A 19,570-nucleotide genomic window follows, 5' to 3' on the forward strand; every position below is an offset into this window, starting at 1 on the left:
CGGTTCCTGTCTTTCCTCGCGGTGTCGCGGTCAGTTCGCGGGCTGGGCCGGGTCCGCCGCCTCCGGCGCGGCCTCGGCGGGCGCGGCGCCTTCGGCCGGTGCGGCGGTCTCGGCGGGCTGTTCTGCGGGCTTTTCGGTGGCCTGCTCGGCCGGCTGTCCGGCTGCGGCGTCGCCCTCGGCCGGCGCGGCTGCGGCTTCCTTGCGTTCCTCGGGGGCGACGGTCATGCCGGGGGCGATCTTCTGCACGCCCTCGACCACGATGCGGTCGCCGTCATCCAGGCCTTCGCTGACCACCCATTGGTTGCCGTGATCCTGCAGCACGGTCAGCTGGCGCTGCTCGACCACGTCCTGGGCATTGACCACCAGCGCGATGGGCTGGCCGCGCCGGTCGCGGCTGACGCCTTCCTGCGGTGCCAGCACCACGTCCTTGGCGGTGGCCTGCTGCACCACGGCCTGCACATACATGCCGGGCAGCAGGGTGCGGTCGGGATTGGCGAAGGCCAGCCGCAGCGTGACCACGCCGGTGGTCTCGTTCACATAGGGTTCGGCGGCGGTCAGCGTGCCTTCCTGGTCGAATTCGGTGCCATCCGCCAGGCGCAGCGTCACCTTCTGCTCGGCATGTTCGGCGCCCTCGTTCTGCGCGGCCATGGTGCGGCGGAAGCGGATGACCTCGGCCGCCGATTGCGTCACGTCGACATGCACCGGGTCCAGCTTGCGGATCACCGCGAGCGGCGTTGCCTGGCTGGCGGTGACCAGCGCGCCCTGGCTGGTCTGCGCCAGGCCGATCTCGCCGTCCAGCTCGGCGCGGATGGTGGTGCGCTCCAGCTCGATGTTCGCGGTCTGCAGCTGCGCCTCGGCGACCTTGACCGCGGCCTCGGCGGCGTCGCGCGCGGCGATGGCGCTGTCGGTCGAGCTTTCCGAGGCGACGCGGCGGTCGCGCAGCGCGCCGACGCGCTCGGCCTCGCGCCGGGCGTTCTCGGCCTGGGCGCGGGCCTGGGCCACGGCGGCCTCGGCCTGGGCCACGGCGGCCTGATAGGAGGTGGCGTCGATGCGGAACAGCGGGTCGCCGACCTTGACATGGCTGCCCTCGTCGAACAGGCGCTCGGTGACGATGCCGTTGACCTGCGGGCGCACCTCGGCCTCGGCCGAGGCGGTGACGCGGCCGGGCAGGGTGGTGGTCAGGGGCACGTCCTGGGCATGCAGCGTGACCACCGTGACCGGGGTCGGCGGCTGCTGGCCGGGATCCTGCGCCAGGGCCAGCGCGGGCATCAGCCCCGCCACGATCGGCAGAAACAGGGAAATCGCCATGCGGCGCGCGGGCGCTGACATCGTTCTTGCTCCGGGCAGTCTGGTCACGCTCCGATAACGAACAGTTTAGCCGGCGATGATCAATCCCAAATCCGCCCGCGCCGCGCCGCGGCCTTTCACCGTTTCCCAAATACCCCTCCCGGGCCGTGCCGACGGACGACGGAGCCTGACCCCTTGGCAAAACCCGCCGCGGCTGGCTTAGTCGCGGGCGCGCGACCGCGACGGAGGGGCAAGTGCCGCATTACGACATCTACAGCCAGGGCCTGGACATCTGTCCGGCGAATTACGCACAGCTTTCGCCGCTGCGTTTCCTGGAGCATACCGCCCAGGTCCATCCTCGGGCGCTGGCCGTGGTGCACGAGGGCGTGCGCCGCAACTGGGCTGAGACCTATGCCCGCTGCCGCCGCATCGCCGGCGCGCTCGCCGCGCGCGGCATCGGCAAGGGCGACACGGTGGCGGTGCTGTCCTCGAACATCCCCGAACTCTTCGAGAGCCATTTCAGCGTGCCGATGACCGGCGCGGTGCTGAACGCGATCAACACCCGGCTGGATGCCGAGGCGGTCGCCTTTATCCTGAGCCATGGCGAGGCCCGCGTGCTGCTGGTCGATCCCGAGTTTTCGGAACTGGCCGCGCGCGCCGTCAAGATCGCCCGCGGGCGCGAGATCCTGGTCGTGGACATCCTCGATCCCAGCTTCCAGGGCGGCAGCCGCGTGGGCGCGCTGAGCTATGACGATCTGCTGGCCGAGGGCGACCCGGAATTCGACTGGCAGATGCCCGCCGACGAATGGGACGCGATCTCGCTGAACTATACCTCTGGCACGACGGGCGATCCCAAGGGCGTGGTCTATCACCACCGCGGCGCGGCGCTGAATGCGCTGGCGAACATCACCTCGTGGCAGATGCCGCATCATGCGCGCTATCTGTGGACGCTGCCGATGTTCCATTGCAACGGCTGGTGCTTTCCCTGGACCATCGCCGCCAATGCCGGGGTCTGCGTCTGCCTGCGCGCGGTGCGGGCCGAGCCGATCTTCCGGCTGATCCGCGACGAGCGGGTGACGCATTTCTGCGGCGCACCCATCGTCATGAACATGCTGGCCAATGCCCCCGATGCGCTGAAGGACTTCGACCATCCGGTCAAGGCCATGGTCGCGGGCGCGCCGCCCCCGGCCTCGGTCATCGCCGCGGTCGAGGCCATGGGCATCGGCATCACCCATGTCTATGGCCTGACCGAGACCTATGGCCCCTCGGTCGTCTGCGCCTGGAAGACGGAATGGGACGCGCTGGAGGGCGAGGCGCGCGCCCGGATGAAGGCGCGGCAGGGCGTGCGCAACCCGGCGCTGGACGGGCTGATGGTCGCCGACCCCGAGACGCTGGTCCCGGTGCCCGCCGACGGCGAGACCATGGGCGAGGTCTTCATGCGCGGCAACAACGTGATGAAGGGCTATCTGAAGAACCCCTCGGCCACGGAAAAGGCGTTCCGCGGCGGCTGGTTCGCCTCGGGCGATCTGGGCGTGATGCATCCCGACGGCTATATCGAGCTCAAGGACCGCTCCAAGGACATCATCATCTCGGGCGGCGAGAACATCTCCTCGATCGAGGTCGAGGATGTGCTCTACAAGCATCCCGACGTGCTGGAGGCCGCGGTGGTCGCCCGGCCGGACGAGACCTGGGGCGAGACGCCCTGCGCCTTCGTGACGCTGAAGCCCGGCCGCGCGGTCGAGGCCGAGGCGCTGATCGCGTTCTGCCGGCAGAACATGGCGCGCTACAAGGTGCCGAAGACGGTGGTGTTCGGCGACTTGCCCAAGACCTCGACCGGCAAGATCCAGAAATTCGTGCTGCGGGACCGGGCGCGCGCCCTGGGGTGAAGCCGGGTGCCCCGGCGCGCGATCGGCGGGGTATTTGGAGAGCAAAGAAGCCCGGGCGCGGAGAGAGCGGCACGCGGTCCGGGCTTTCGGCGCGGTCGCAGGGGTATTTGGAAAACAGTGAAGGCGGTAGGCGACGGGTGCTGGCGTCAGCCGCGCAGCGGCAGGCGCAGGATATGCTGCGGGCCGATCTGGCCGCCGTGGTGGAGCGCGCCGGTGTCCCGGAAACCCGCCGCCAGGTAGACGGCGCGGGCCAGGGGGTTGGCTTCGTTCACCGTCAGCACCAGCGCGCGGGCCTGGGGATAGCGGCGCGCGACATAGGGGCCGAGCGCCCGCATCGCCGCCTTGCCGCTGCCCTGGCCCTGTTCGCGCGCGTCCACCATCACGCCGCGCAGGCCCAGCTCGTCCGGCGCGGCGAAGTCGTAGCGCGCGGCATAGTCGCGGTCGATCTTGAAGAAGCCGACCGGCCGGCCGTCGCGGGCGATCAGGTGGAAGTCGCAGCCCGGCTCGTCGGCCTGGAAATGGCCGGCGATGGTGCCGCAGAAGGGTTCCTGCTGCGGCGTCACCGCGATATGGGCCACGCGGTCGTAACCGTCGCGGCCCAGCGGTTGCAGCGTGATCACGCCTCCATCGCCTCGAGCTCGTCGATGAAGCCCTCGATCATCGCGAGGCCCTTGTCCCAGAAGGCCGGGTCAGAAGCGTCGAGGCCGAAGGGCGCCAGCAGCTCCTTGTGATGCTGCGCGCCGCCGGCCGAGAGCATGGCGAAATATTTCGCCTGGAAGTCGGGCAGCCCGTCCTCGTAGGCGGCGTAAAGCGCATTCACCAGCCCGTCGCCGAAGGCATAGGCATAGACGTAGAAGGGCGAATGCACGAAATGCGGGATATAGGTCCAGAAGGTCTCGTATCCCGGCATGAATTCGAAGGCATCGCCCAACGATTCGGCCTGGATCGACATCCAGAGCGCGTTGATGTCCTCGGGCGTCAGCTCGCCCTTGGCGCGGGCGGCGTGCAGCTTGCATTCGAAGTCGTAGAAGGCGATCTGGCGCACGACCGTGTTGATCATGTCCTCGACCTTGCCGGCCAGGAGCGCCTTGCGCTGGGCCTTGTCCGTGGTCTTGGCCAAGAGCGCGCGGAAGGTCAGCATCTCGCCGAAGACCGAGGCGGTTTCGGCAAGCGTCAGCGGCGTCGCGGCCAGGAGTTCGCCCTGTCCGGCCGCCAGGCGCTGGTGGACGCCATGGCCCAGCTCATGCGCCAGCGTCATCACGTCGCGCGGCTTGCCGAGATAGTTCAGCAGCACATAGGGATGCACGGTGGTGACGGTGGGATGCGCGAAGGCGCCGGGCGCCTTGCCGGGCTTCACCCCGGCGTCGATCCAGCCCCGCTCGAAGAAAGGCTGCGCCAGTTCGGCCAGTTTCGGCGAGAAGCCGGCATAGGCGTCGAGCACGGTCGCCTCGGCCTCGGGCCAGGCGATCAGGCGCGGCGTCTCGGTCGGCAGCGGCGCGTTGCGGTCCCAGACCTGCAGCTTGTCGAGGCCCAGCCAGCGCGCTTTCAGCCGGTAGTAGCGATGGGACAGGCGCGGATAGGCGGCGGTGACGGCATTCCTCAGCGCCTCGACCACCTCGGGCTCGACATGGTTCGACAGGTGGCGCGCGGTCTGCGGCGTCGGCATCTTGCGCCACTTGTCCTCGATGGATTTTTCCTTGGCGAGCGTGTTGTGGATGCGCGCGAAGAGCTTGATGTTCTTGCCGAAGACCGCGGCCAAGGCCTTGGCGCCGGCCTCGCGGCGGGCGCGGTCGTGGTCGGTCAGCAGGTTCAGCGTCGCCTCGATGCCCAGTTCCTCGCCGTCGACGTCGAAGGTCAGCCCGGCGGTGGTCTCGTCGAAGAGGCGGTTCCAGGCGGCGGCGCCGACCACGGAATTGTCGTGCAGGAAGCGCTCCAGCTCGTTCGAGAGCTGATAGGGGCGCATGGCGCGCATGCGGTCGAACACCGGCTTGTAGCGCGCGGGGCCGTTCGGGGCCGCGAAGACCTCAGCGTAGCGGGCGTCGGGGATGCGGTTGAATTCCAGGCTGAAGAACACCAGCTTGGTCGTCGCCGTGGTGATGCGGTCCTGCAGGTCGCCCATCAGCTTGGCGCGGGCCGCGTCGGTGGTGTTCTGATAATAGCGCAGCCCGGCATAGGACATGATCCGCCCCGCCAGAATGTCGATGTCCTGATAGCGCTCGATGCATTCCAGCATCTTTTCCGGCTCCAGCGCGACCAGCTTGCCGTCATAGTCGCGCGCGAAGGCGCAGCAGGCCGCCTCGACCGCCTCGAGATCGCGGGTCAGCTCCGGCGCGTCGGGTGCCGGGTAGAGATCGCTCAGGTCCCATTCCGGCAACTGGCCCAGCTCGGAGGCTTCGGCAGCGACGGGCAGCGCGTTCTCGTCCCGCGGCAAGGCGCGGAGGGGCAGGGGGCGGCAGGCAGAAATCGTCATGATCGGTCCTTTCCTCTGGCCCCTGATGTGACCCTTGCCGCGCCGGGGCGCAAGACCCGGACACCGCGCGGCCCGCGGCCTAGGCCGCCGTGACCGCCGCGAAATGCGCCAGCGCGGCTTGCAGGAACAGGTCGCGGACGGGATCGCGCTCGATCATCGGCTCGTGCCGGCATTGCGCGAGTTCGAGAAGCCGCGCGCCCGGCCAGGCGGCGGCGCGGCTGCGGATGGCCTGGGGCGAGACGATGCGTTCGCCGTCGCCAAGCGCGATCAGTGCCGGCAGGCCGGGCGCGGGCAGCGTGGCCAGGCGGCGGCATTCCAGGATCGCCTCGCGCAGCCAGTCGTTGCTGGCGCCGCCGACCGAGATGTCGCGCCAGGCGGCGGCCTCGGCCACCAGCCGGCCCCAGCGCTGGCCGTCATGGGTCAGCAGGTTGTCGTGGAACGGGTCCAGCAGCACGAAGCTTTCCTCGCCGCCCGTGCGGGGCGCGGGATGGCCGCCGCGACCCAGCCGCGACAGCAGCGTGGCCAGCGCCAGCGCCGCCGGCTCGGGGATGCCGCGCAGGTTGATGCCCCACATGGGCGAGGAAAACACCGCGCTTGCCACCGGCAGGCCGCCGTCCAGCGCCGCAAGCCCGATGGCCCCGCCCATGGAATGCGCGAGCAGGTGCCAGGGCTGCGGCAGGTCCAGTTCCTGCGCCGCCACCACCAGCTCGACCACATCGCGCTGGTAGTCAGCGAAACTGCCGATATGGCCGGGGCGGGTGTTGTCCTGCAGCCGGTCGGACATGCCCTGGCCGCGCCAGTCCACCGACAGCACGTCGAGGCCCGCCGCATTCAGGTCCGCCGCCACGGCGGCATATTTTTCCAGATATTCGGTGCGCCCGGGGAACAGCAGCACCGTCCCCGAGGCGCCGCCCGCCGCCCAATGCGCCGCCCGCAGCCGCACCCCGTCCTCGGCCCGCAGCCAGAAGGCGCGGGCAAGCGGCAGCGGGTCGCCCGGAAGCGTGTTGAAGGGCGCCGGGTTCATCGCGTCAGGACAGGAGCGCCCCCAGGCGCATGGCGGTGCCCATGGCGCCGTCGACCTTCAGCTTGCCGGTCATGAAGGCGGTCGTGGGGTTCACGTCGCCCGAGATGATGCCCTCGAAGGTCTCGCGGCTGGCGGTCAGCGTCACCTCGGCCTCGTCATCCGCGGCGCGGGCGCCGTTCGCGTCGATATAGACCGAGCCTTCGCCCTCGATGACGAATTTGGCGGTGCCGTCGAAGCCCTTGGCTTTCTCGTCCAGCGCGGCCACGGCGGCCTCGACCACTTTGCTCATTCCATATCTCCTGTTCTCGTCTCTGGTATTGGTTGGGTGGGAGGTTTACATGGGGAATATGCGTTGGCCAGTCCCTGATTTCCATCATGCCGTCGCGGCAGGGCTTTTCCTGGGATTGCTGGTCCCCGGCGCGGCCCCGGCATGGCCGGACGCCGGCTTCCGGGCGATACCGGTTCAGGATGCGCTGCCGCAAGAGAATTCTCCTGAAAATGAGAGTGATCCCCCGGCCGCCGAACCCTTGGCCGACCCCCTGGCCGAGCCCGCCGCCCCGGCCGAGCCGACCGTCGCCGCGCTGGCCCGCGACCGCGAGGATCTGGACCTGCTTTTCGTCGAACTGGCCCAGCCCGAGGGCGAGGCCTGGGCGCGGGCCGAAACCGACATCCTGCGCATCTGGTCGCGCTCGGGCTCGGCCGCGATGGACCTGCTCTACAAGCGGGGCGAGGCGGCGCTGGACGCGGGCGACACGGCGACGGCCATCGGCCACCTGACGGCGCTGACCGACCATGCGCCGGATTTCGCCTCCGGCTGGTATCTGCGCTCGGTCGCCTTCTACCTGGACGGCGATTATGGCCCGGCCATCGCCGACATCGAGCAGGTGCTGCGGCTGGAGCCGCGCCATTTCGGCGCGCTGACCCAGCTTGGCACCATGCTGGAGGAGCTCGGCGACAGGCGCCGGGCGCTGGAGGTGTTCCGGGCCAGCCTGAAGATCCACCCGCACCAGCAGGACGCGCAGGATGCGGTGACGCGCATCGAACAGGAATTGCAAGGCACGGACGCCTGATGAACGACAGATCCCGGGTCACGGCCGTGCTTGGCCCGACCAATACCGGCAAGACCCATTACGCCATCGACCGGATGCTGGCGCATCGCACCGGGGTCATCGGCCTGCCGCTGCGCCTGCTGGCGCGCGAGGTCTATGACCGCATCGTCAAGGCGCGCGGCCCCTCGGTCGTGGCGCTGGTCACGGGCGAGGAGCGCATCGTCCCCGAGCGGGTGCAATACTGGGTCGCCACCACCGAGGCCATGCCCGAGGTCGGCGCCGATTTCGTCGCTATCGACGAGATCCAGCTTTGCGCCGACCCGGAACGCGGTCATGTCTTCACCGACCGGCTGCTGAACATGCGGGGCCTGCACGAAACCCTGCTGCTGGGCAGCGACACCATGCGCCCGGCCATCGCTGCGCTGGTGCCGGGCGTGCAGTTCATGCGGCGCGAGCGGTTCTCGGCCCTGACCTGGGCGGGCTCGAAAAAGATCAGCCGGATGCCGCCGCGCTCGGCCATCGTCTGCTTCTCGGTCGACGAGGTCTATGCCACGGCCGAACTGATCCGGCGCCAGAAGGGTGGCTGCGCCGTGGTCATGGGCGCGCTGAGCCCCCGCACCCGCAATGCCCAGGTCGCGATGTATCAGAACGGCGAGGTGGATTTCCTTGTCGCCACCGACGCCATCGGCATGGGGCTGAACCTCGACATCCGCCACATCGCCTTTTCCGGCACCGAGAAATTCGACGGCCGCCGCTATCGCCCGCTGTTCCCGCATGAGCTGGGCCAGATCGCCGGCCGGGCGGGCCGCCATACCGAGCCGGGCACCTTCGGCGTCACCGGCGACGCGAGCCCCTTGGACGAGGGGCTGATCGACGCCATCGAGAACCACCGCTTCCAGCCCATCGCGCGGCTGATGTGGCGCAATGCGGCGCTGGAATTCGGCACTGTCGAGCGGCTGATCGCCAGCCTCGAGGCCGCGCCGCAATCGGAATGGCTGAGCCGCGGGCGCGAGGCCGACGACCTGCGGGCGCTGAAGACGCTGATCTCGATGCCCGAGATCCGCGACATGCTGACGCATCCCAAGGACGTGCGGCTGCTTTGGGACGTGTGCCGGATTCCGGATTTCCGCTCGATTTCGGCGGCGGAGCATGCGACGCTGCTGGCGCGGATCTTCGGCTTCCTGCGGGCCGGCACGGTGCCCGGCGACTGGCTGCGCAAGCAGATCGAGCGCATCGACAAGACCCAGGGCGACATCGACACATTGTCGAAACGATTGGCATTTATCCGGACCTGGACCTATGTCGCGCAGCGTTCGGGGTGGGTTTCCGACGAAAGTCATTGGCGCGCAGAGACGCGCGCGGTAGAAGACCGCTTGTCGGACGCGTTGCACGCGGCGCTGACGCAAAGATTCGTGGACCGGCGCACCTCCGTGCTGCTGCGCCGGCTCAAACAGAAGGAGAGCCTTTTGGCCGAGGTGAATGACAAGGGCGAAGTGACGGTCGAGGGCGAATTCGCCGGCCGACTGGAAGGCTTCCGCTTCCATGCCGATCCGAATGCGACCGGGGACGAGGCGAAGATGCTGTCCCGCGCCGCCTATGAGGCCCTGAGGCCCGAGTTCCACCTGCGGGCCGATCGCTTCTACAACGCGCCGGACACCGAGCTGGACTTTACCGAGCAGGGCGGCCTGATGTGGGGCTCCTCGGCGGTGGGCAAGCTGGTCAAGGGCGCCGAGCCGCTGAAGCCCGGCGTCGAGGCCTTCGTCGACGAAGAGGCCGGCCCCGACATCGCCGAGAAGGTGCGTCGCCGGCTGCAGCATTTCATCGACCGCAAGATCGCCACCGCCTTCGAGCCGCTGCAGGCGCTGAAGAACGACGAGACGCTGACGGGTCTGGCCCGCGGCTTCGCCTTCCGCCTGGTCGAGGCGCTGGGCGTGCTGCCGCGCGAGGGTGTCGCGACCGAGGTCAAGGAGCTGGACCAGGAGGCGCGCGGCCTGCTGCGCAAGCATGGCGTGCGTTTCGGCCAGTTCACCATCTTCCAGCCGGCGCTGCTGAAGCCGGCGCCGACCCGGCTGCGGCTGGTGCTCTGGGGTCTGGACCAGGGGCTGGCCGAGTTCCCGGAAAGCCCGCCCCCCGGGCTGGTGACGATCCCGAACCTGCCGGACGTGCCCAAGGGCTATTACACGCTCTCGGGCTATCACCCGGCGGGTGAGCGGGCGATCCGCATCGACATGCTGGAACGGCTGGCCGACATGCTGCGCGGCCAGGACAGCCGCGGCGGCTTCGAGGCGACGCCGGACATGCTGTCGATCACCGGCATGACGCTGGAACAGTTCTCGGGGCTGATGGGGGGCCTGGGCTATCGCGCCGAGCGCGGCGAGCGTCCCAAGGCCCGCGCCGAGGCGCCGGCGGCCGAGCCCGCGCCCGAACCGGCCGACCACGAGCATCCGCTGACCGAAGAGGAAAGCGTCCTCGCCGCCGAGACCCGCGCCAAATGGGAGGCCGAGCAGGCCGCCCGCAAGGCCGCCGAAGCCGAAGCTGCGACCGAGGCGGCGGGCGAGGCGGCCGAGGAAGCCGCGCCCGAGATGGAGGTGTTCTATACCTTCACCTGGGCGCCGCGTCCGCGCGGCGGCCATCGCCGCCCCGAGCGCGGCGAGCGCCAGGGACAGGCTGCGCAGGGCGAGCGTGCGCCGCGTCCGCAAGGGGAACGCGGCCCGCGCCGGGAACGCGACGGCGACAAGCCGCGCGAGGGCGGCAAGCCCTTCGAGGGTAAGCGCCGCGGCGACGACAATCGCGGCGAGCGGGGCGAGCGCGGGCCCAAGGGCAAGCCGCGCTTCGACAAGGGCAAGCCCCGCCACGAGGGCCCGAAAAGCTTCGAGGCCCGCCCGCCGCGCGCCGAGAAGCCGATCGATCCCGACAGCCCCTTCGCCATCCTGGCCTCGCTCAAGAACAAGCCGTGAGCGAGGCGGGGGCGGACACGGTCCGGCTGGACCGCTGGCTGCATTTCGCCCGGGTGTTCAAGACCCGCACCCTTGCCGCCGATGCCATCGTCGGCGGCGGGATCCGCCTGAACGGCCAGCCCTGCAGCAAGCCCGCCCAGCCGGTGCGGCATGGTGACACGGTCACGGTCTCGGCCCATGGCCGGGTCCGGGCGCTGCGGGTGCTGAACTTCGGCGAAAGACGCGGCCCGGCAACCGAGGCCGCGACGCTTTACGAGGAAATCGGCCCCTGATTCGGCGCTGCGGCGCGGCATTCCCGGAACCTCGTTCCGCGGCTGCAAGCTGGTCTGGAATGGCGTCCCGCGGCCCCGGCCTTGCCTGTGATGCCCGTCTTTTCGCCGGCGCCGGCCTTGAATGATGATCGCGTCAGGCGTAACTACCCGCTCAGGAAAGCAGGAAACAGCGCCCCATGACTTACGTCGTCACCGATAACTGCATCATGTGCAAATACACCGATTGTGTCGAGGTATGTCCCGTCGACTGTTTCTACGAGGGCGAGAACACGCTGGTCATCCACCCTGACGAATGCATCGACTGCGGGGTCTGCGAACCGGAATGCCCGGCCGACGCCATCCGTCCCGATACCGAGCCGGATATGGAGACCTGGGTCGAGTTCAACCGCAAATATGCCGAACTCTGGCCGGTCATCACCCGCAAGAAAGACCCGATGCCCGGCTATGAGGAGATGGACGGCCAACCCGGCAAGCTCGAGAAATATTTCTCGGAAGCGCCCGGCGAGGGGGATTGAGCCCGCGCCCGGCCGGTCATGCTGCGCTGCGGCGACTGTGGTCCACGGGCACCAATCGTCCTATTTGTCTGCAAGGACGTAGCGTAAGGCAGCGGGAATCGTTAGACGGCGCTTTGTGAGCAGGGATGAGCGATTCGTCCCTGGTCACGCATCGGTTCTGCCGGTGAAGGGTTGCGAGTTCCTGATTTCACGATGGTTTTTCACAGACGGCGGAACCGATGCCGCTTTGCAGCGAGGCTTTGAATCGCGGCGGGTTTTGTGATATGATGGCGACATATCGCGCCGATCAGGCCGCCTTGGTGGCTTGGTCGGCGTTGCTGCCTGTTCTGTCCGCAATCCGGCCAGATCCGCGAAAACGATGAATTGGCCCGTAAGGGGGGATCGTCCCGCCTTGGGGTTTTTTGTGCCGCAGCGCGGCGCAACTGCGAAGGAAGCCCAATGTCGAAAGTCAAGAAGACCGAGTTCCGTCCCGATGATTTCGTGGTCTATCCGACCCATGGCGTGGGACGCATCGTCTCGATCGAAGAGCAGGAGGTCGCCGGGCTGCGCCTCGAGATGTTCGTGATTTCGTTCGAAAAGGACAAGATGACCCTGCGCGTGCCGACCGCCCGCGCCTCCGAGATCGGCATGCGCGGCCTCTCGACTCCGGACCTGGTCGAGCGCGCGCTGGACACGCTGAAGGGCAAGGCCCGCGTCAAGCGCCAGATGTGGTCGCGCCGCGCCGTGGAATACGAGGCCAAGATCAACTCCGGCGACCTGATCTCCATTGCCGAGGTGGTGCGCGACCTGCACCGCAGCGACGACCAGCGCGAGCAGTCCTATTCCGAGCGTCAGCTCTATGAATCGGCTCTGGACCGGCTGACCCGCGAAGTCGCCGCCGTGGCCGGCATGGACGAGGCCGGCGCGCAGAAGAAGGTCGAGACGGTGCTGACCGCCCGCGCGGCCTGATCCGGCACGACAAGATCTGCTGGGCGCCCTTTGCGGCGCCCTTTTTCATGCCCGCATGATCGCCTCGACCTCGGCCCCCGGCAGGGCGTCCCGGGCATAGGTGAAGGTGCCGAAGTCGCGCACTTCGCGCGCCGCCCGCATCAGCCCGCCAAGCGCCGCCCGCGCGAAAGAGCCGCCGACGCTGACCCGGCGCACGCCGGCCTCGGCCAGTTCCGCCAGGCTGTAGCCGGGTCCGCGCAGCCCCATCACCACATTCACCGGCTTGTCGAGCGCGGCGCAGACCCGGCGGATCGCCGCGAGGTCGGGCAGGCCCGGCGCGTAAAGCACATCGGCGCCGGCCTGCGAAAAGGCCTGGAGCCGGCGGATGGTGTCGTCGAGGTCCGGGCGGTCGCAGAGGAAATTCTCGGCCCGCGCGGTCAGCAGGAAGGGCAGGCCGCGCGCTGCCTCGGCCGCCGCCCGCACCCGCGCCACGGCCTCGGCGAAGTCGAAGATCGGCGCGGCAGGATCGCCGGTCGCATCCTCGATCGAGCCGCCGACCAGCCCGGCCGCGGCCGCGCGGCGCATGGTTTCGGCGCAGCCCTCGGGCGTGGCGGCAAAGCCGTTGCCGAGATCGGCCGAGACGGGCAGCGCCGTCGCGGCCACGATCTCGGCCGCATTGGCCAGCACCGCCTCCAGCCCCAGCGCGCCCGGATCGTCGGGCCGGCCCCGCGAGAAGGCCAGGCCCGCGCTGGTCGTCGCCAGCGCCGGAAAGCCCAGGCTCGCCAGCAGCCTGGCCGAGCCCGCATCCCAGGGATTCGGGATGACGAAGGCCCCGGGTTGCGCGTGCAGCGCCTTGAATTGCTGGAACTTTGCTGTCTGATCCGCCATTGCCGCCCCCTTGCCGATCCGCCGCCAGTCTAGCGGATCGGAACGGAAAGGGAACGGCGTTTGGGTCAGGCCAGCGCCGCCAGGATGCGCGCCCAGCTGCGCGCGCCCTTGGCAAAACTTTCCAGATTGTATTTCTCGTTCGGGGAATGGATGCGGTCGTCGTCATGGCCAAAGCCGATCAGCATCGAATCCATGCCGAGGATCGCTTTGAAATCCCCCGCGATGGGGATCGAGCCGCCGGCGCCGATATAGGCGGCCTCGCGGCCCCATTCCTGCGACAGCGCCTGCTTCGCCGCCGCGAAGGCCGGGTCGCGGATGTCCATGCGGCTGGCCTGGCTCGCGCCATGGCCGTGGAACGCGACCGTGCAATCGGCGGGGATGGCGGCGCGGACATGGGCGCGGAAGGTCTCGCGGATCGCCTGCGGGTCCTGGGTGCCGGTCAGGCGGAAGCTGACCTTGGCGCGGGCCTCGGCCGGCAGCACGGTCTTGAAGCCCTCGCCGGTATAGCCGCCCGTGATGCCGTTGATCTCGAAGGTCGGGCGGTTCCAGACCATCTCGAGCCCGGTGCGGCCGGTCTCGCCGATGGGCAGGCGCAATCCGACGCGGGACAGGAAGTCGCCGGCATCGAAGGCCAGGGCGTCCCAGTCGGCCGCGAGCTCGTCGCTGAGCTCCTCGACGCCGTCGTAGAAGCCGGGCAGGGTGATGCGGCCCTCGGCATCCTTGATCGTCGCCAGCACATCGACCAGCAGCTGGATCGGATTCGCGGCGAGGCCGCCGAAGCTGCCCGAATGCAGGTCGCGGTCGGCGGCGCGGATCACGATCTCCTCGCCCAGCAATCCGCGCAGCTGGGTGGTGATCGCCGGGCGGCCGTCGGAATACATGCTGGTGTCGCAGATCATGGCGATGCCGGCGCGCAGCTCGTCCGCATTCTCGCGCAGGAACGGCTGCAGGCTGGGCGAGCCGGATTCCTCCTCGCCTTCGAAGAGCAGCACCAGGTCCGAGGGCAGGGCGCCATGCACCGCCTTCCAGGCGCGGAAGGCCTCGACGAAGGTCATCAGCTGGCCCTTGTCGTCGGCGGCGCCGCGGGCGCGGATGACGCGGCCCTCGGGCGTGTCCTGGACCTCGGGCTCGAAGGGCGGGCGGTCCCACAGCGCCAAAGGATCGACCGGCTGCACGTCGTAATGGCCATAAAACAGCAGCGGCCGGCGCGTGCCCTTCGGCGAATGCGCCACCACCATCGGATGGCCCGGCGTGTCGCGGACCGAGGCCTCGAAGCCCAGCCCGGCCAGTTCGGCACAAAGCCATTCGGCGGCGCGGCGCACGTCGCCGCGATGCGCCGGATCGGTCGAGATCGAGGGGATGCGCAGAAAATCCTTCAGCCGCTCCAGCGCCTGCGGCAATTCCGCGTCCAGCGTTGAAAGAACTTCGTCGATTCGGGTGCTGTCAGCCATCTTTTCCCTATTCCTGAATGATTTGCTCAGAGATTTCGGCTGGTTCGATGGTCGCAATGCGACAATTTTGCCCTATATTTTCTCTGAATTGACACGTATCAAGTCGTGACCCGCGGGATCGGACCATGATCCCCCAAGCGAGCAAGTTCAAGCAAGGCAAGGGACCGCAGATGGATTATTCAGCCGCCCTCGATCAAGCCATCGGGAAGCTGCACGAAGAGGGGCGCTATCGCACCTTCATCGACATCGAGCGGCGCAAGGGTGCCTATCCTCAGGCGATCTGGACCCGGCCCGACGGGTCGGAGACCGAGATCACCGTCTGGTGCGGCAACGACTACCTGGGCATGGGCCAGCATCCGGTGGTGCTTGCAGCCATGCACGAGGCGCTGGATTCGACCGGCGCCGGCTCGGGCGGGACGCGCAACATCTCGGGCACCACGGTCTATCACAAGAAGCTGGAAGCCGAGATCGCCGACCTGCATGGCAAAGAGGCGTCGCTGGTCTTTTCCAGCGCCTATATTGCCAATGACGCGACGCTTTCGACGCTGCGCAAGCTGTTTCCCGGCCTGATCATCTATTCCGATGCGCTGAACCACGCCTCGATGATCGAGGGGATCAAGCGTTTCGACGGCGCCAAGCGCATCTTCCGCCACAATGACGTCGCGCATCTGCGCGAGCTGCTGGAGGCCGACGATCCCGAGGCGCCGAAGCTGATCGCCTTCGAATCGATCTATTCGATGGACGGCGATTTCGGCCCCATCGCCGCGATCTGCGACCTGGCGCGCGAATTCAACGCCTTGACCTATCTCGACGAGGTGCACGCCGTCGGCATGTATGGGCCCCGCGGCGGCGGCGTGGCCGAACGCGACGGGCTGCTGGACCGTATCGACATCTTCAACGGCACCCTGGGCAAGGCCTTCGGCGTCTTCGGCGGCTATATCGCCGCCTCGGCCAAGATGGTGGACGCGATCCGCTCCTATGCGCCAGGCTTCATCTTCACCACCTCGCTGCCGCCGGCGGTGGCGGCGGGCGCGGCGGCCTCGATCGCCTTCCTGAAAACGGCCGAGGGCCAGGTGCTGCGCGACCAGCAGCAGCTGAACGCCCGCATCCTGAAGATGCGGCTGCGCGGCCTTGGCATGCCGATCATGGACCACGGCAGCCATATCGTGCCGGTGCATGTCGGCCATCCGGTGCATTGCAAGGCGCTGTCGGACATGCTGCTGGCCGATTTCGGCATCTACGTCCAGCCGATCAACTTCCCGACCGTGCCGCGCGGCACCGAGCGGCTGCGCTTCACGCCCTCGCCGGTGCATGATCCGCGCCAGATCGACCAGTTGGTGCGCGCCATGGACAACCTGTGGTCCCAGTGCAAGCTCAATCGTTCAACTTCTGCGGCCTGATTTCGGTTTCAGGGTGAACAGCTCTCGCGCCCGTGATAACCTTGCTTTAATCAATCCGTGAGAATCTCCCGATTCGGGAGGGCAGAAGAGAATGGGGCAGGCGCGATGATCGGGCTGAGGGGGAATCCCCCGTCGCATGGCCATGACGAGGCTGCGGCTTTGCCGCATGGCTTCGACGATCCTGATATTCGACTCGGCGACCTGATGCGGGGCGAACGCGCCACGCTGGGCAAGTCGCTGCTGGACGTCCAGCGCGAGCTGCGCATCCGCGCGTCCTACGTCGCCGCCATCGAGAATTGCGACATCTCGGCCTTCGACACGCCCAGCTTCATCGCCGGCTATGTGCGGTCTTATGCGCGCTATCTGGGGATGGATTCGGACTGGACCTTCCGCCGCTTCTGCCAGGAATCGGGCTTCCAGCCCACGCATGGCATGGCGCCGGCCGCCTCGGGGCCGAAGCCGCAGCGCCGGCCCTCGGATCCGGCCGAGGCGCTGGCCAATCCGCATCCGATCTTCCTGCCCAAGCCGGAAAGCATGTGGTCTTCGATCGAGCCGCGCGCCATCGGCTCGCTGCTGGTCATGGTCGCGCTGGCCTGCGGGCTGGGCTATGGCGGCTGGGCCGTGCTGCAAGAGGTGCAGAAGGTCAACCTCACCCCCGGCGACCAGGCGCCCGGCATGATCGCCGCGCTGGACCCGGTGCAAGAGGCGGCCGAGCCGGAGACAGTGGAATCGGCCCAGGTCAACCTGCCACGCCCCGAGGGGCTGGACCGCACTTATCGCCCGCAGGCGCTGGAGGTGCCGGTGCTGGTCGCGCGCGACGGGCCCATCGCCGCCATCGACCCGGGCCTGGCCGGCCCGGTCGCGGCGCAGCCCGAAGCCGCCATCGCCCAGGCCGTCACCGCCCCGGCGCAAGCCGCCCAGGCCGAGCGCGTCTTTGGCCCCGAGATGCCGGCCGAGCAGCTGGCCGTGCGCACCGTCGCTCCCGATGCCGCCGAGATCGAGATCCTGGCCGCGCGCCCGGCCTGGGTGCGGGTGACCTCGGCCGACGGCACCGTGCTCTTGGAAAAGACCATGGACGCCGGCGAACGCTTCGCGCTGCCCAAGCTGGAAGCGCCGCCGATCCTGCGCGCCGGCAATTCGGGCGCGGTCTATTTCGCCGTCAACGGCCGCACCTATGGCCCGGCCGCGCCGGGCGCCAAGGTGGTGAAGAATGTCGAGCTGTCGCCGACGGCGCTGACCGCCAAATTTGCCTTTGCCGACCTGACCAAGGATCCGGAACTGGCGCAGATGGTGGCCATGGTCGCGACCCCGGGCGATGCCCCGGCGCCGGTGCAGGAATAGCCGTCTTCCCCGGTCACGGATGCGACATTGCCGGAGGGGTGGCTTGCCCACCCGGCCGCATGCGCCTATCTGTCGGGGACGAACCCGCCTCTTGCGCAGGAAAAGGCCGCCGCCATGTCGCATAACCCCATCCGCCCCTGGCGCAACATCGACCGGCGCAAGTCGCGTCAGATCATGGTCGGCAAGGTGCCGGTGGGCGGGGACGCGCCGATCAGCGTGCAGACCATGACCAACACCGACACCAGCGACGTCAGGGCGACGCTGGACCAGGTGCTGCGCGCCGCCGACGTCGGCGCCGACATCGTGCGCGTCTCGACCCCTGACGAGGCCTCGACCCGTGCCCTGCGCGAGATCTGCCGCGAAAGCCCGGTGCCCATCGTCGCCGACATCCATTTCCACTACAAGCGCGCCATCGAGGCCGCCGAGGCCGGCGCCGCCTGCCTGCGCATCAACCCCGGCAATATCGGCGACGAAAGCCGCGTGCGCGAGGTCATCAGGGCGGCCCGCGACCACGGCTGCTCGATCCGCATCGGCGTCAACGCGGGTAGCCTGGAAAAGCACCTGCTGGAAAAATACGGCGAGCCCTGCCCGGATGCGATGGTGGAATCCGGTCTCGACCATATCAGGATCCTGCAGGACAACGACTTCCACGAATTCAAGATCAGCGTGAAGGCCTCGGACGTCTTCCTCGCCGCCGCCGCCTATCAGCAACTGGCCGAGGCGACCGACGCGCCGATCCACCTCGGCATCACCGAGGCGGGCGGGCTGATGGCCGGCACGGTGAAATCCGCCATCGGGCTTGGCAACCTTCTGTGGATGGGCATCGGCGACACGATCCGCGTCAGCCTGTCCGCCGATCCGGTCGAAGAGGTCAAGGTCGGTTTCGAGATCCTGAAATCCCTGGGCCTGCGCACCCGCGGCGTGCAGATCATCTCTTGCCCCAGTTGCGCGCGGCAGGGTTTCGACGTGATCAAGACCGTCGAGACGCTGGAAAAGCGCCTCGAACACATCAAGACGCCGATGAGCCTGTCGATCATCGGCTGCGTGGTGAACGGCCCGGGCGAGGCCCTGATGACCGACATCGGCTTCACCGGTGGCGGCGCCGGCGCCGGCATGGTCTATCTGGCCGGCAAGCAGAACCACAAGATGACCAACGACCAGATGGTCGACCATATCGTCGAACTGGTCGAGAAACGCGCCGCCGAGATCGAATCCGCGCAATCCGCCGCCGCCGAATGAAAAGGGCGGCCCCCCGGACCGCCCCCATGCTTCTTTGCTCTGCAAATACCCAAGCCGACGCTGGCCGCCGGCGCCCGGCTCAGCCGTTTTCCGCCCGCGCCCGCGCAATCGCGCCCTGCAACCCATCGGCCGGCACGCCGCGCAGCATCTCGCCGCCGATGATGAAGGTGGGCGTGCCCATCACGCTCATCTGCTCGGCCAGTTGCCGGTTCTTGCGCAGCACGGCCGAGACCTCCTCGGTGTTCATGCGGTTCAGCACCGCCTTGTCGTCGACCCCCAGCTCGCCCGCGAGCGCGGTCAGGCTGTCCAGGTTCACCGGTCCGCGCGACGCCATCAGCGCGTCATGCGCCTTCTTGTAGGCATCCGCGCCCGCCTCCTGCTGCACCGCCACGGCAAAGCGCGCGGCGAGGTCGCTCTCCTGGGTCAGGATCGGGAATTCCTTCAGGATCCAGCGGATATTGCCATCGGCCGAGATCAGCTTCTCCAGGTCGGGGTTCACCTTCTTGCAGACGCCGCAGCGATAGTCGATGAACTCGACCAGCGTCACGTCGCCCTCGGGATTGCCGCCGACCCAGCTGTGGCCGTCGTCGAAGATCGCGTCCTTGTTGTTCTGGACCAGCAGCTTGTCATTCTTGGCCTCGTCGGCCACGCGGCGCTCTTCCAGCACGTTGATCGACTCGACCAGCACATCGGGATTGGCCATCAGATAGTCGCGCACCGCTTCGCCGAAGGCGGCCTTCTCGGCCTCGCTCATGTTCGCCGGATCGAAGGCAAGGGCGGGCAGGGCGGTGGCCGTCAGAGCCGCGGCGGTCAGAATGGCTTTCATCGGTGGTCCTTTCCAGTTGCCGCAAAGCTTGGCCCGAC

The 19,570-nt window shown here is 68.4% G+C and carries 17 protein-coding genes; 9 read left to right on the top strand and 8 right to left on the bottom strand.

Going from position 1 to position 19,570, the window contains the following annotated elements; genetic code table 11:
* Nucleotides 1-30: 30 nt before the first annotated feature.
* Nucleotides 31-1,329: an efflux RND transporter periplasmic adaptor subunit gene (locus PARN5_RS0112925; protein WP_026155407.1), complete on the bottom strand. Its 1,299-nt coding sequence runs from the start codon at nucleotides 1,327-1,329 to the stop codon at nucleotides 31-33.
* Between the two features lie 212 nt (nucleotides 1,330-1,541).
* Here PARN5_RS0112925 and PARN5_RS0112930 point away from each other — a divergent pair, with 212 nt between their 5' ends.
* Complete coding sequence (locus PARN5_RS0112930; RefSeq protein ID WP_018000194.1) at nucleotides 1,542-3,173, top strand: acyl-CoA synthetase; 1,632 nt, start codon at nucleotides 1,542-1,544, stop codon at nucleotides 3,171-3,173.
* A gap of 146 nt (nucleotides 3,174-3,319) precedes the next feature.
* Here the strand turns inward: PARN5_RS0112930 and PARN5_RS0112935 are convergent, their stop codons facing one another.
* The 4 genes from PARN5_RS0112935 to PARN5_RS0112950 form a co-directional block, all read right to left on the bottom strand.
* Nucleotides 3,320-3,793, bottom strand: coding sequence for a GNAT family protein (locus tag PARN5_RS0112935; RefSeq protein ID WP_018000195.1), 474 nt, complete (start codon nucleotides 3,791-3,793; stop codon nucleotides 3,320-3,322).
* Nucleotides 3,790-5,643: a M3 family oligoendopeptidase gene (locus tag PARN5_RS0112940; protein ID WP_018000196.1), complete on the bottom strand. Its 1,854-nt coding sequence runs from the start codon at nucleotides 5,641-5,643 to the stop codon at nucleotides 3,790-3,792. Before PARN5_RS0112940 ends, PARN5_RS0112935 begins: the two co-directional genes overlap by 4 nt.
* 79 nt (nucleotides 5,644-5,722) lie before the next feature.
* On the bottom strand, nucleotides 5,723-6,667 hold the full coding sequence (locus tag PARN5_RS0112945) for an alpha/beta hydrolase (RefSeq protein WP_018000197.1): 945 nt from the start codon (nucleotides 6,665-6,667) through the stop codon (nucleotides 5,723-5,725).
* A 4-nt stretch (nucleotides 6,668-6,671) separates the two neighbouring features.
* Nucleotides 6,672-6,956, bottom strand: coding sequence for an SCP2 sterol-binding domain-containing protein (locus tag PARN5_RS0112950; protein WP_018000198.1), 285 nt, complete (start codon nucleotides 6,954-6,956; stop codon nucleotides 6,672-6,674).
* A 238-nt stretch (nucleotides 6,957-7,194) separates the two neighbouring features.
* Here PARN5_RS0112950 and PARN5_RS22125 point away from each other — a divergent pair, with 238 nt between their 5' ends.
* The 5 genes from PARN5_RS22125 (at nucleotide 7,195) to PARN5_RS0112975 (ending at nucleotide 12,408) form a co-directional block, all read left to right on the top strand.
* Complete coding sequence (locus PARN5_RS22125; RefSeq protein ID WP_018000199.1) at nucleotides 7,195-7,737, top strand: tetratricopeptide repeat protein; 543 nt, start codon at nucleotides 7,195-7,197, stop codon at nucleotides 7,735-7,737.
* Nucleotides 7,737-10,673 (top strand): helicase-related protein, encoded by a 2,937-nt coding sequence (locus PARN5_RS0112960; protein WP_018000200.1) that lies wholly within the window; start codon nucleotides 7,737-7,739, stop codon nucleotides 10,671-10,673. The genes PARN5_RS22125 and PARN5_RS0112960 overlap by 1 nt, the downstream gene beginning before the upstream one ends.
* Nucleotides 10,670-10,945 (top strand): RNA-binding S4 domain-containing protein, encoded by a 276-nt coding sequence (locus tag PARN5_RS0112965; protein WP_018000201.1) that lies wholly within the window; start codon nucleotides 10,670-10,672, stop codon nucleotides 10,943-10,945. Before PARN5_RS0112960 ends, PARN5_RS0112965 begins: the two co-directional genes overlap by 4 nt.
* A gap of 176 nt (nucleotides 10,946-11,121) precedes the next feature.
* Nucleotides 11,122-11,460: a ferredoxin FdxA gene (gene fdxA / locus PARN5_RS0112970; RefSeq protein WP_018000202.1), complete on the top strand. Its 339-nt coding sequence runs from the start codon at nucleotides 11,122-11,124 to the stop codon at nucleotides 11,458-11,460.
* Nucleotides 11,461-11,898: 438 nt separating this feature from the next.
* On the top strand, nucleotides 11,899-12,408 hold the full coding sequence (locus PARN5_RS0112975; protein ID WP_018000203.1) for a CarD family transcriptional regulator: 510 nt from the start codon (nucleotides 11,899-11,901) through the stop codon (nucleotides 12,406-12,408).
* Between the two features lie 45 nt (nucleotides 12,409-12,453).
* On the opposite strand, the gene PARN5_RS0112980 is transcribed toward PARN5_RS0112975, so the two are convergent.
* Both PARN5_RS0112980 and PARN5_RS0112985 read right to left on the bottom strand, forming a co-directional pair.
* Nucleotides 12,454-13,275: an isocitrate lyase/phosphoenolpyruvate mutase family protein gene (locus tag PARN5_RS0112980; RefSeq protein WP_018000204.1), complete on the bottom strand. Its 822-nt coding sequence runs from the start codon at nucleotides 13,273-13,275 to the stop codon at nucleotides 12,454-12,456.
* Between the two features lie 65 nt (nucleotides 13,276-13,340).
* Nucleotides 13,341-14,726: a dipeptidase gene (locus PARN5_RS0112985; protein WP_018000205.1), complete on the bottom strand. Its 1,386-nt coding sequence runs from the start codon at nucleotides 14,724-14,726 to the stop codon at nucleotides 13,341-13,343.
* A 170-nt stretch (nucleotides 14,727-14,896) separates the two neighbouring features.
* Between PARN5_RS0112985 and hemA the strand changes: the two genes are divergently transcribed.
* The 3 genes from hemA (at nucleotide 14,897) to ispG (ending at nucleotide 18,706) form a co-directional block, all read left to right on the top strand.
* A complete protein-coding gene (hemA, locus tag PARN5_RS0112990) occupies nucleotides 14,897-16,126 on the top strand; it encodes a 5-aminolevulinate synthase (RefSeq protein WP_018000206.1) in 1,230 nt (409 codons plus the stop codon).
* Nucleotides 16,127-16,231: 105 nt separating this feature from the next.
* Entirely contained in the window at nucleotides 16,232-17,467 is a 1,236-nt protein-coding gene (locus tag PARN5_RS0112995; RefSeq protein ID WP_018000207.1) for a helix-turn-helix domain-containing protein, read from the top strand.
* A gap of 114 nt (nucleotides 17,468-17,581) precedes the next feature.
* Nucleotides 17,582-18,706 carry a flavodoxin-dependent (E)-4-hydroxy-3-methylbut-2-enyl-diphosphate synthase gene (gene ispG / locus PARN5_RS0113000; protein ID WP_018000208.1) on the top strand — a complete coding sequence of 375 codons (1,125 nt, stop codon included), beginning with the start codon at nucleotides 17,582-17,584 and terminating at the stop codon, nucleotides 18,704-18,706.
* A 79-nt stretch (nucleotides 18,707-18,785) separates the two neighbouring features.
* Here ispG and PARN5_RS0113005 read toward each other — a convergent pair whose 3' ends face one another.
* Nucleotides 18,786-19,532 (bottom strand): DsbA family protein, encoded by a 747-nt coding sequence (locus PARN5_RS0113005; RefSeq protein ID WP_018000209.1) that lies wholly within the window; start codon nucleotides 19,530-19,532, stop codon nucleotides 18,786-18,788.
* Between the last annotated feature and the right edge of the window lie 38 nt (nucleotides 19,533-19,570).

This window comes from Paracoccus sp. N5 (assembly GCF_000371965.1).
In the GTDB taxonomy this organism is placed as follows: Bacteria; Pseudomonadota; Alphaproteobacteria; order Rhodobacterales; family Rhodobacteraceae; genus Paracoccus.

What these genes read in the sequence shown, in the direction of transcription:
- PARN5_RS0112925 (WP_026155407.1), bottom strand. Translation starts at nt 1,329, where the DNA reads ATGTCAGCGCCCGCGCGCCGCATGGCGATTTCCCTGTTTCTGCCGATC.
- PARN5_RS0112940 (WP_018000196.1), bottom strand. Translation starts at nt 5,643, where the DNA reads ATGACGATTTCTGCCTGCCGCCCCCTGCCCCTCCGCGCCTTGCCGCGG.
- PARN5_RS0112945 (WP_018000197.1), bottom strand. Translation starts at nt 6,667, where the DNA reads ATGAACCCGGCGCCCTTCAACACGCTTCCGGGCGACCCGCTGCCGCTT.
- PARN5_RS0112950 (WP_018000198.1), bottom strand. Translation starts at nt 6,956, where the DNA reads ATGAGCAAAGTGGTCGAGGCCGCCGTGGCCGCGCTGGACGAGAAAGCC.
- PARN5_RS0112960 (WP_018000200.1), top strand. Translation starts at nt 7,737, where the DNA reads ATGAACGACAGATCCCGGGTCACGGCCGTGCTTGGCCCGACCAATACC.
- fdxA (WP_018000202.1), top strand. Translation starts at nt 11,122, where the DNA reads ATGACTTACGTCGTCACCGATAACTGCATCATGTGCAAATACACCGAT.
- PARN5_RS0112975 (WP_018000203.1), top strand. Translation starts at nt 11,899, where the DNA reads ATGTCGAAAGTCAAGAAGACCGAGTTCCGTCCCGATGATTTCGTGGTC.
- PARN5_RS0112980 (WP_018000204.1), bottom strand. Translation starts at nt 13,275, where the DNA reads ATGGCGGATCAGACAGCAAAGTTCCAGCAATTCAAGGCGCTGCACGCG.
- PARN5_RS0112985 (WP_018000205.1), bottom strand. Translation starts at nt 14,726, where the DNA reads ATGGCTGACAGCACCCGAATCGACGAAGTTCTTTCAACGCTGGACGCG.
- hemA (WP_018000206.1), top strand. Translation starts at nt 14,897, where the DNA reads ATGGATTATTCAGCCGCCCTCGATCAAGCCATCGGGAAGCTGCACGAA.
- PARN5_RS0112995 (WP_018000207.1), top strand. Translation starts at nt 16,232, where the DNA reads ATGATCGGGCTGAGGGGGAATCCCCCGTCGCATGGCCATGACGAGGCT.
- ispG (WP_018000208.1), top strand. Translation starts at nt 17,582, where the DNA reads ATGTCGCATAACCCCATCCGCCCCTGGCGCAACATCGACCGGCGCAAG.
- PARN5_RS0113005 (WP_018000209.1), bottom strand. Translation starts at nt 19,532, where the DNA reads ATGAAAGCCATTCTGACCGCCGCGGCTCTGACGGCCACCGCCCTGCCC.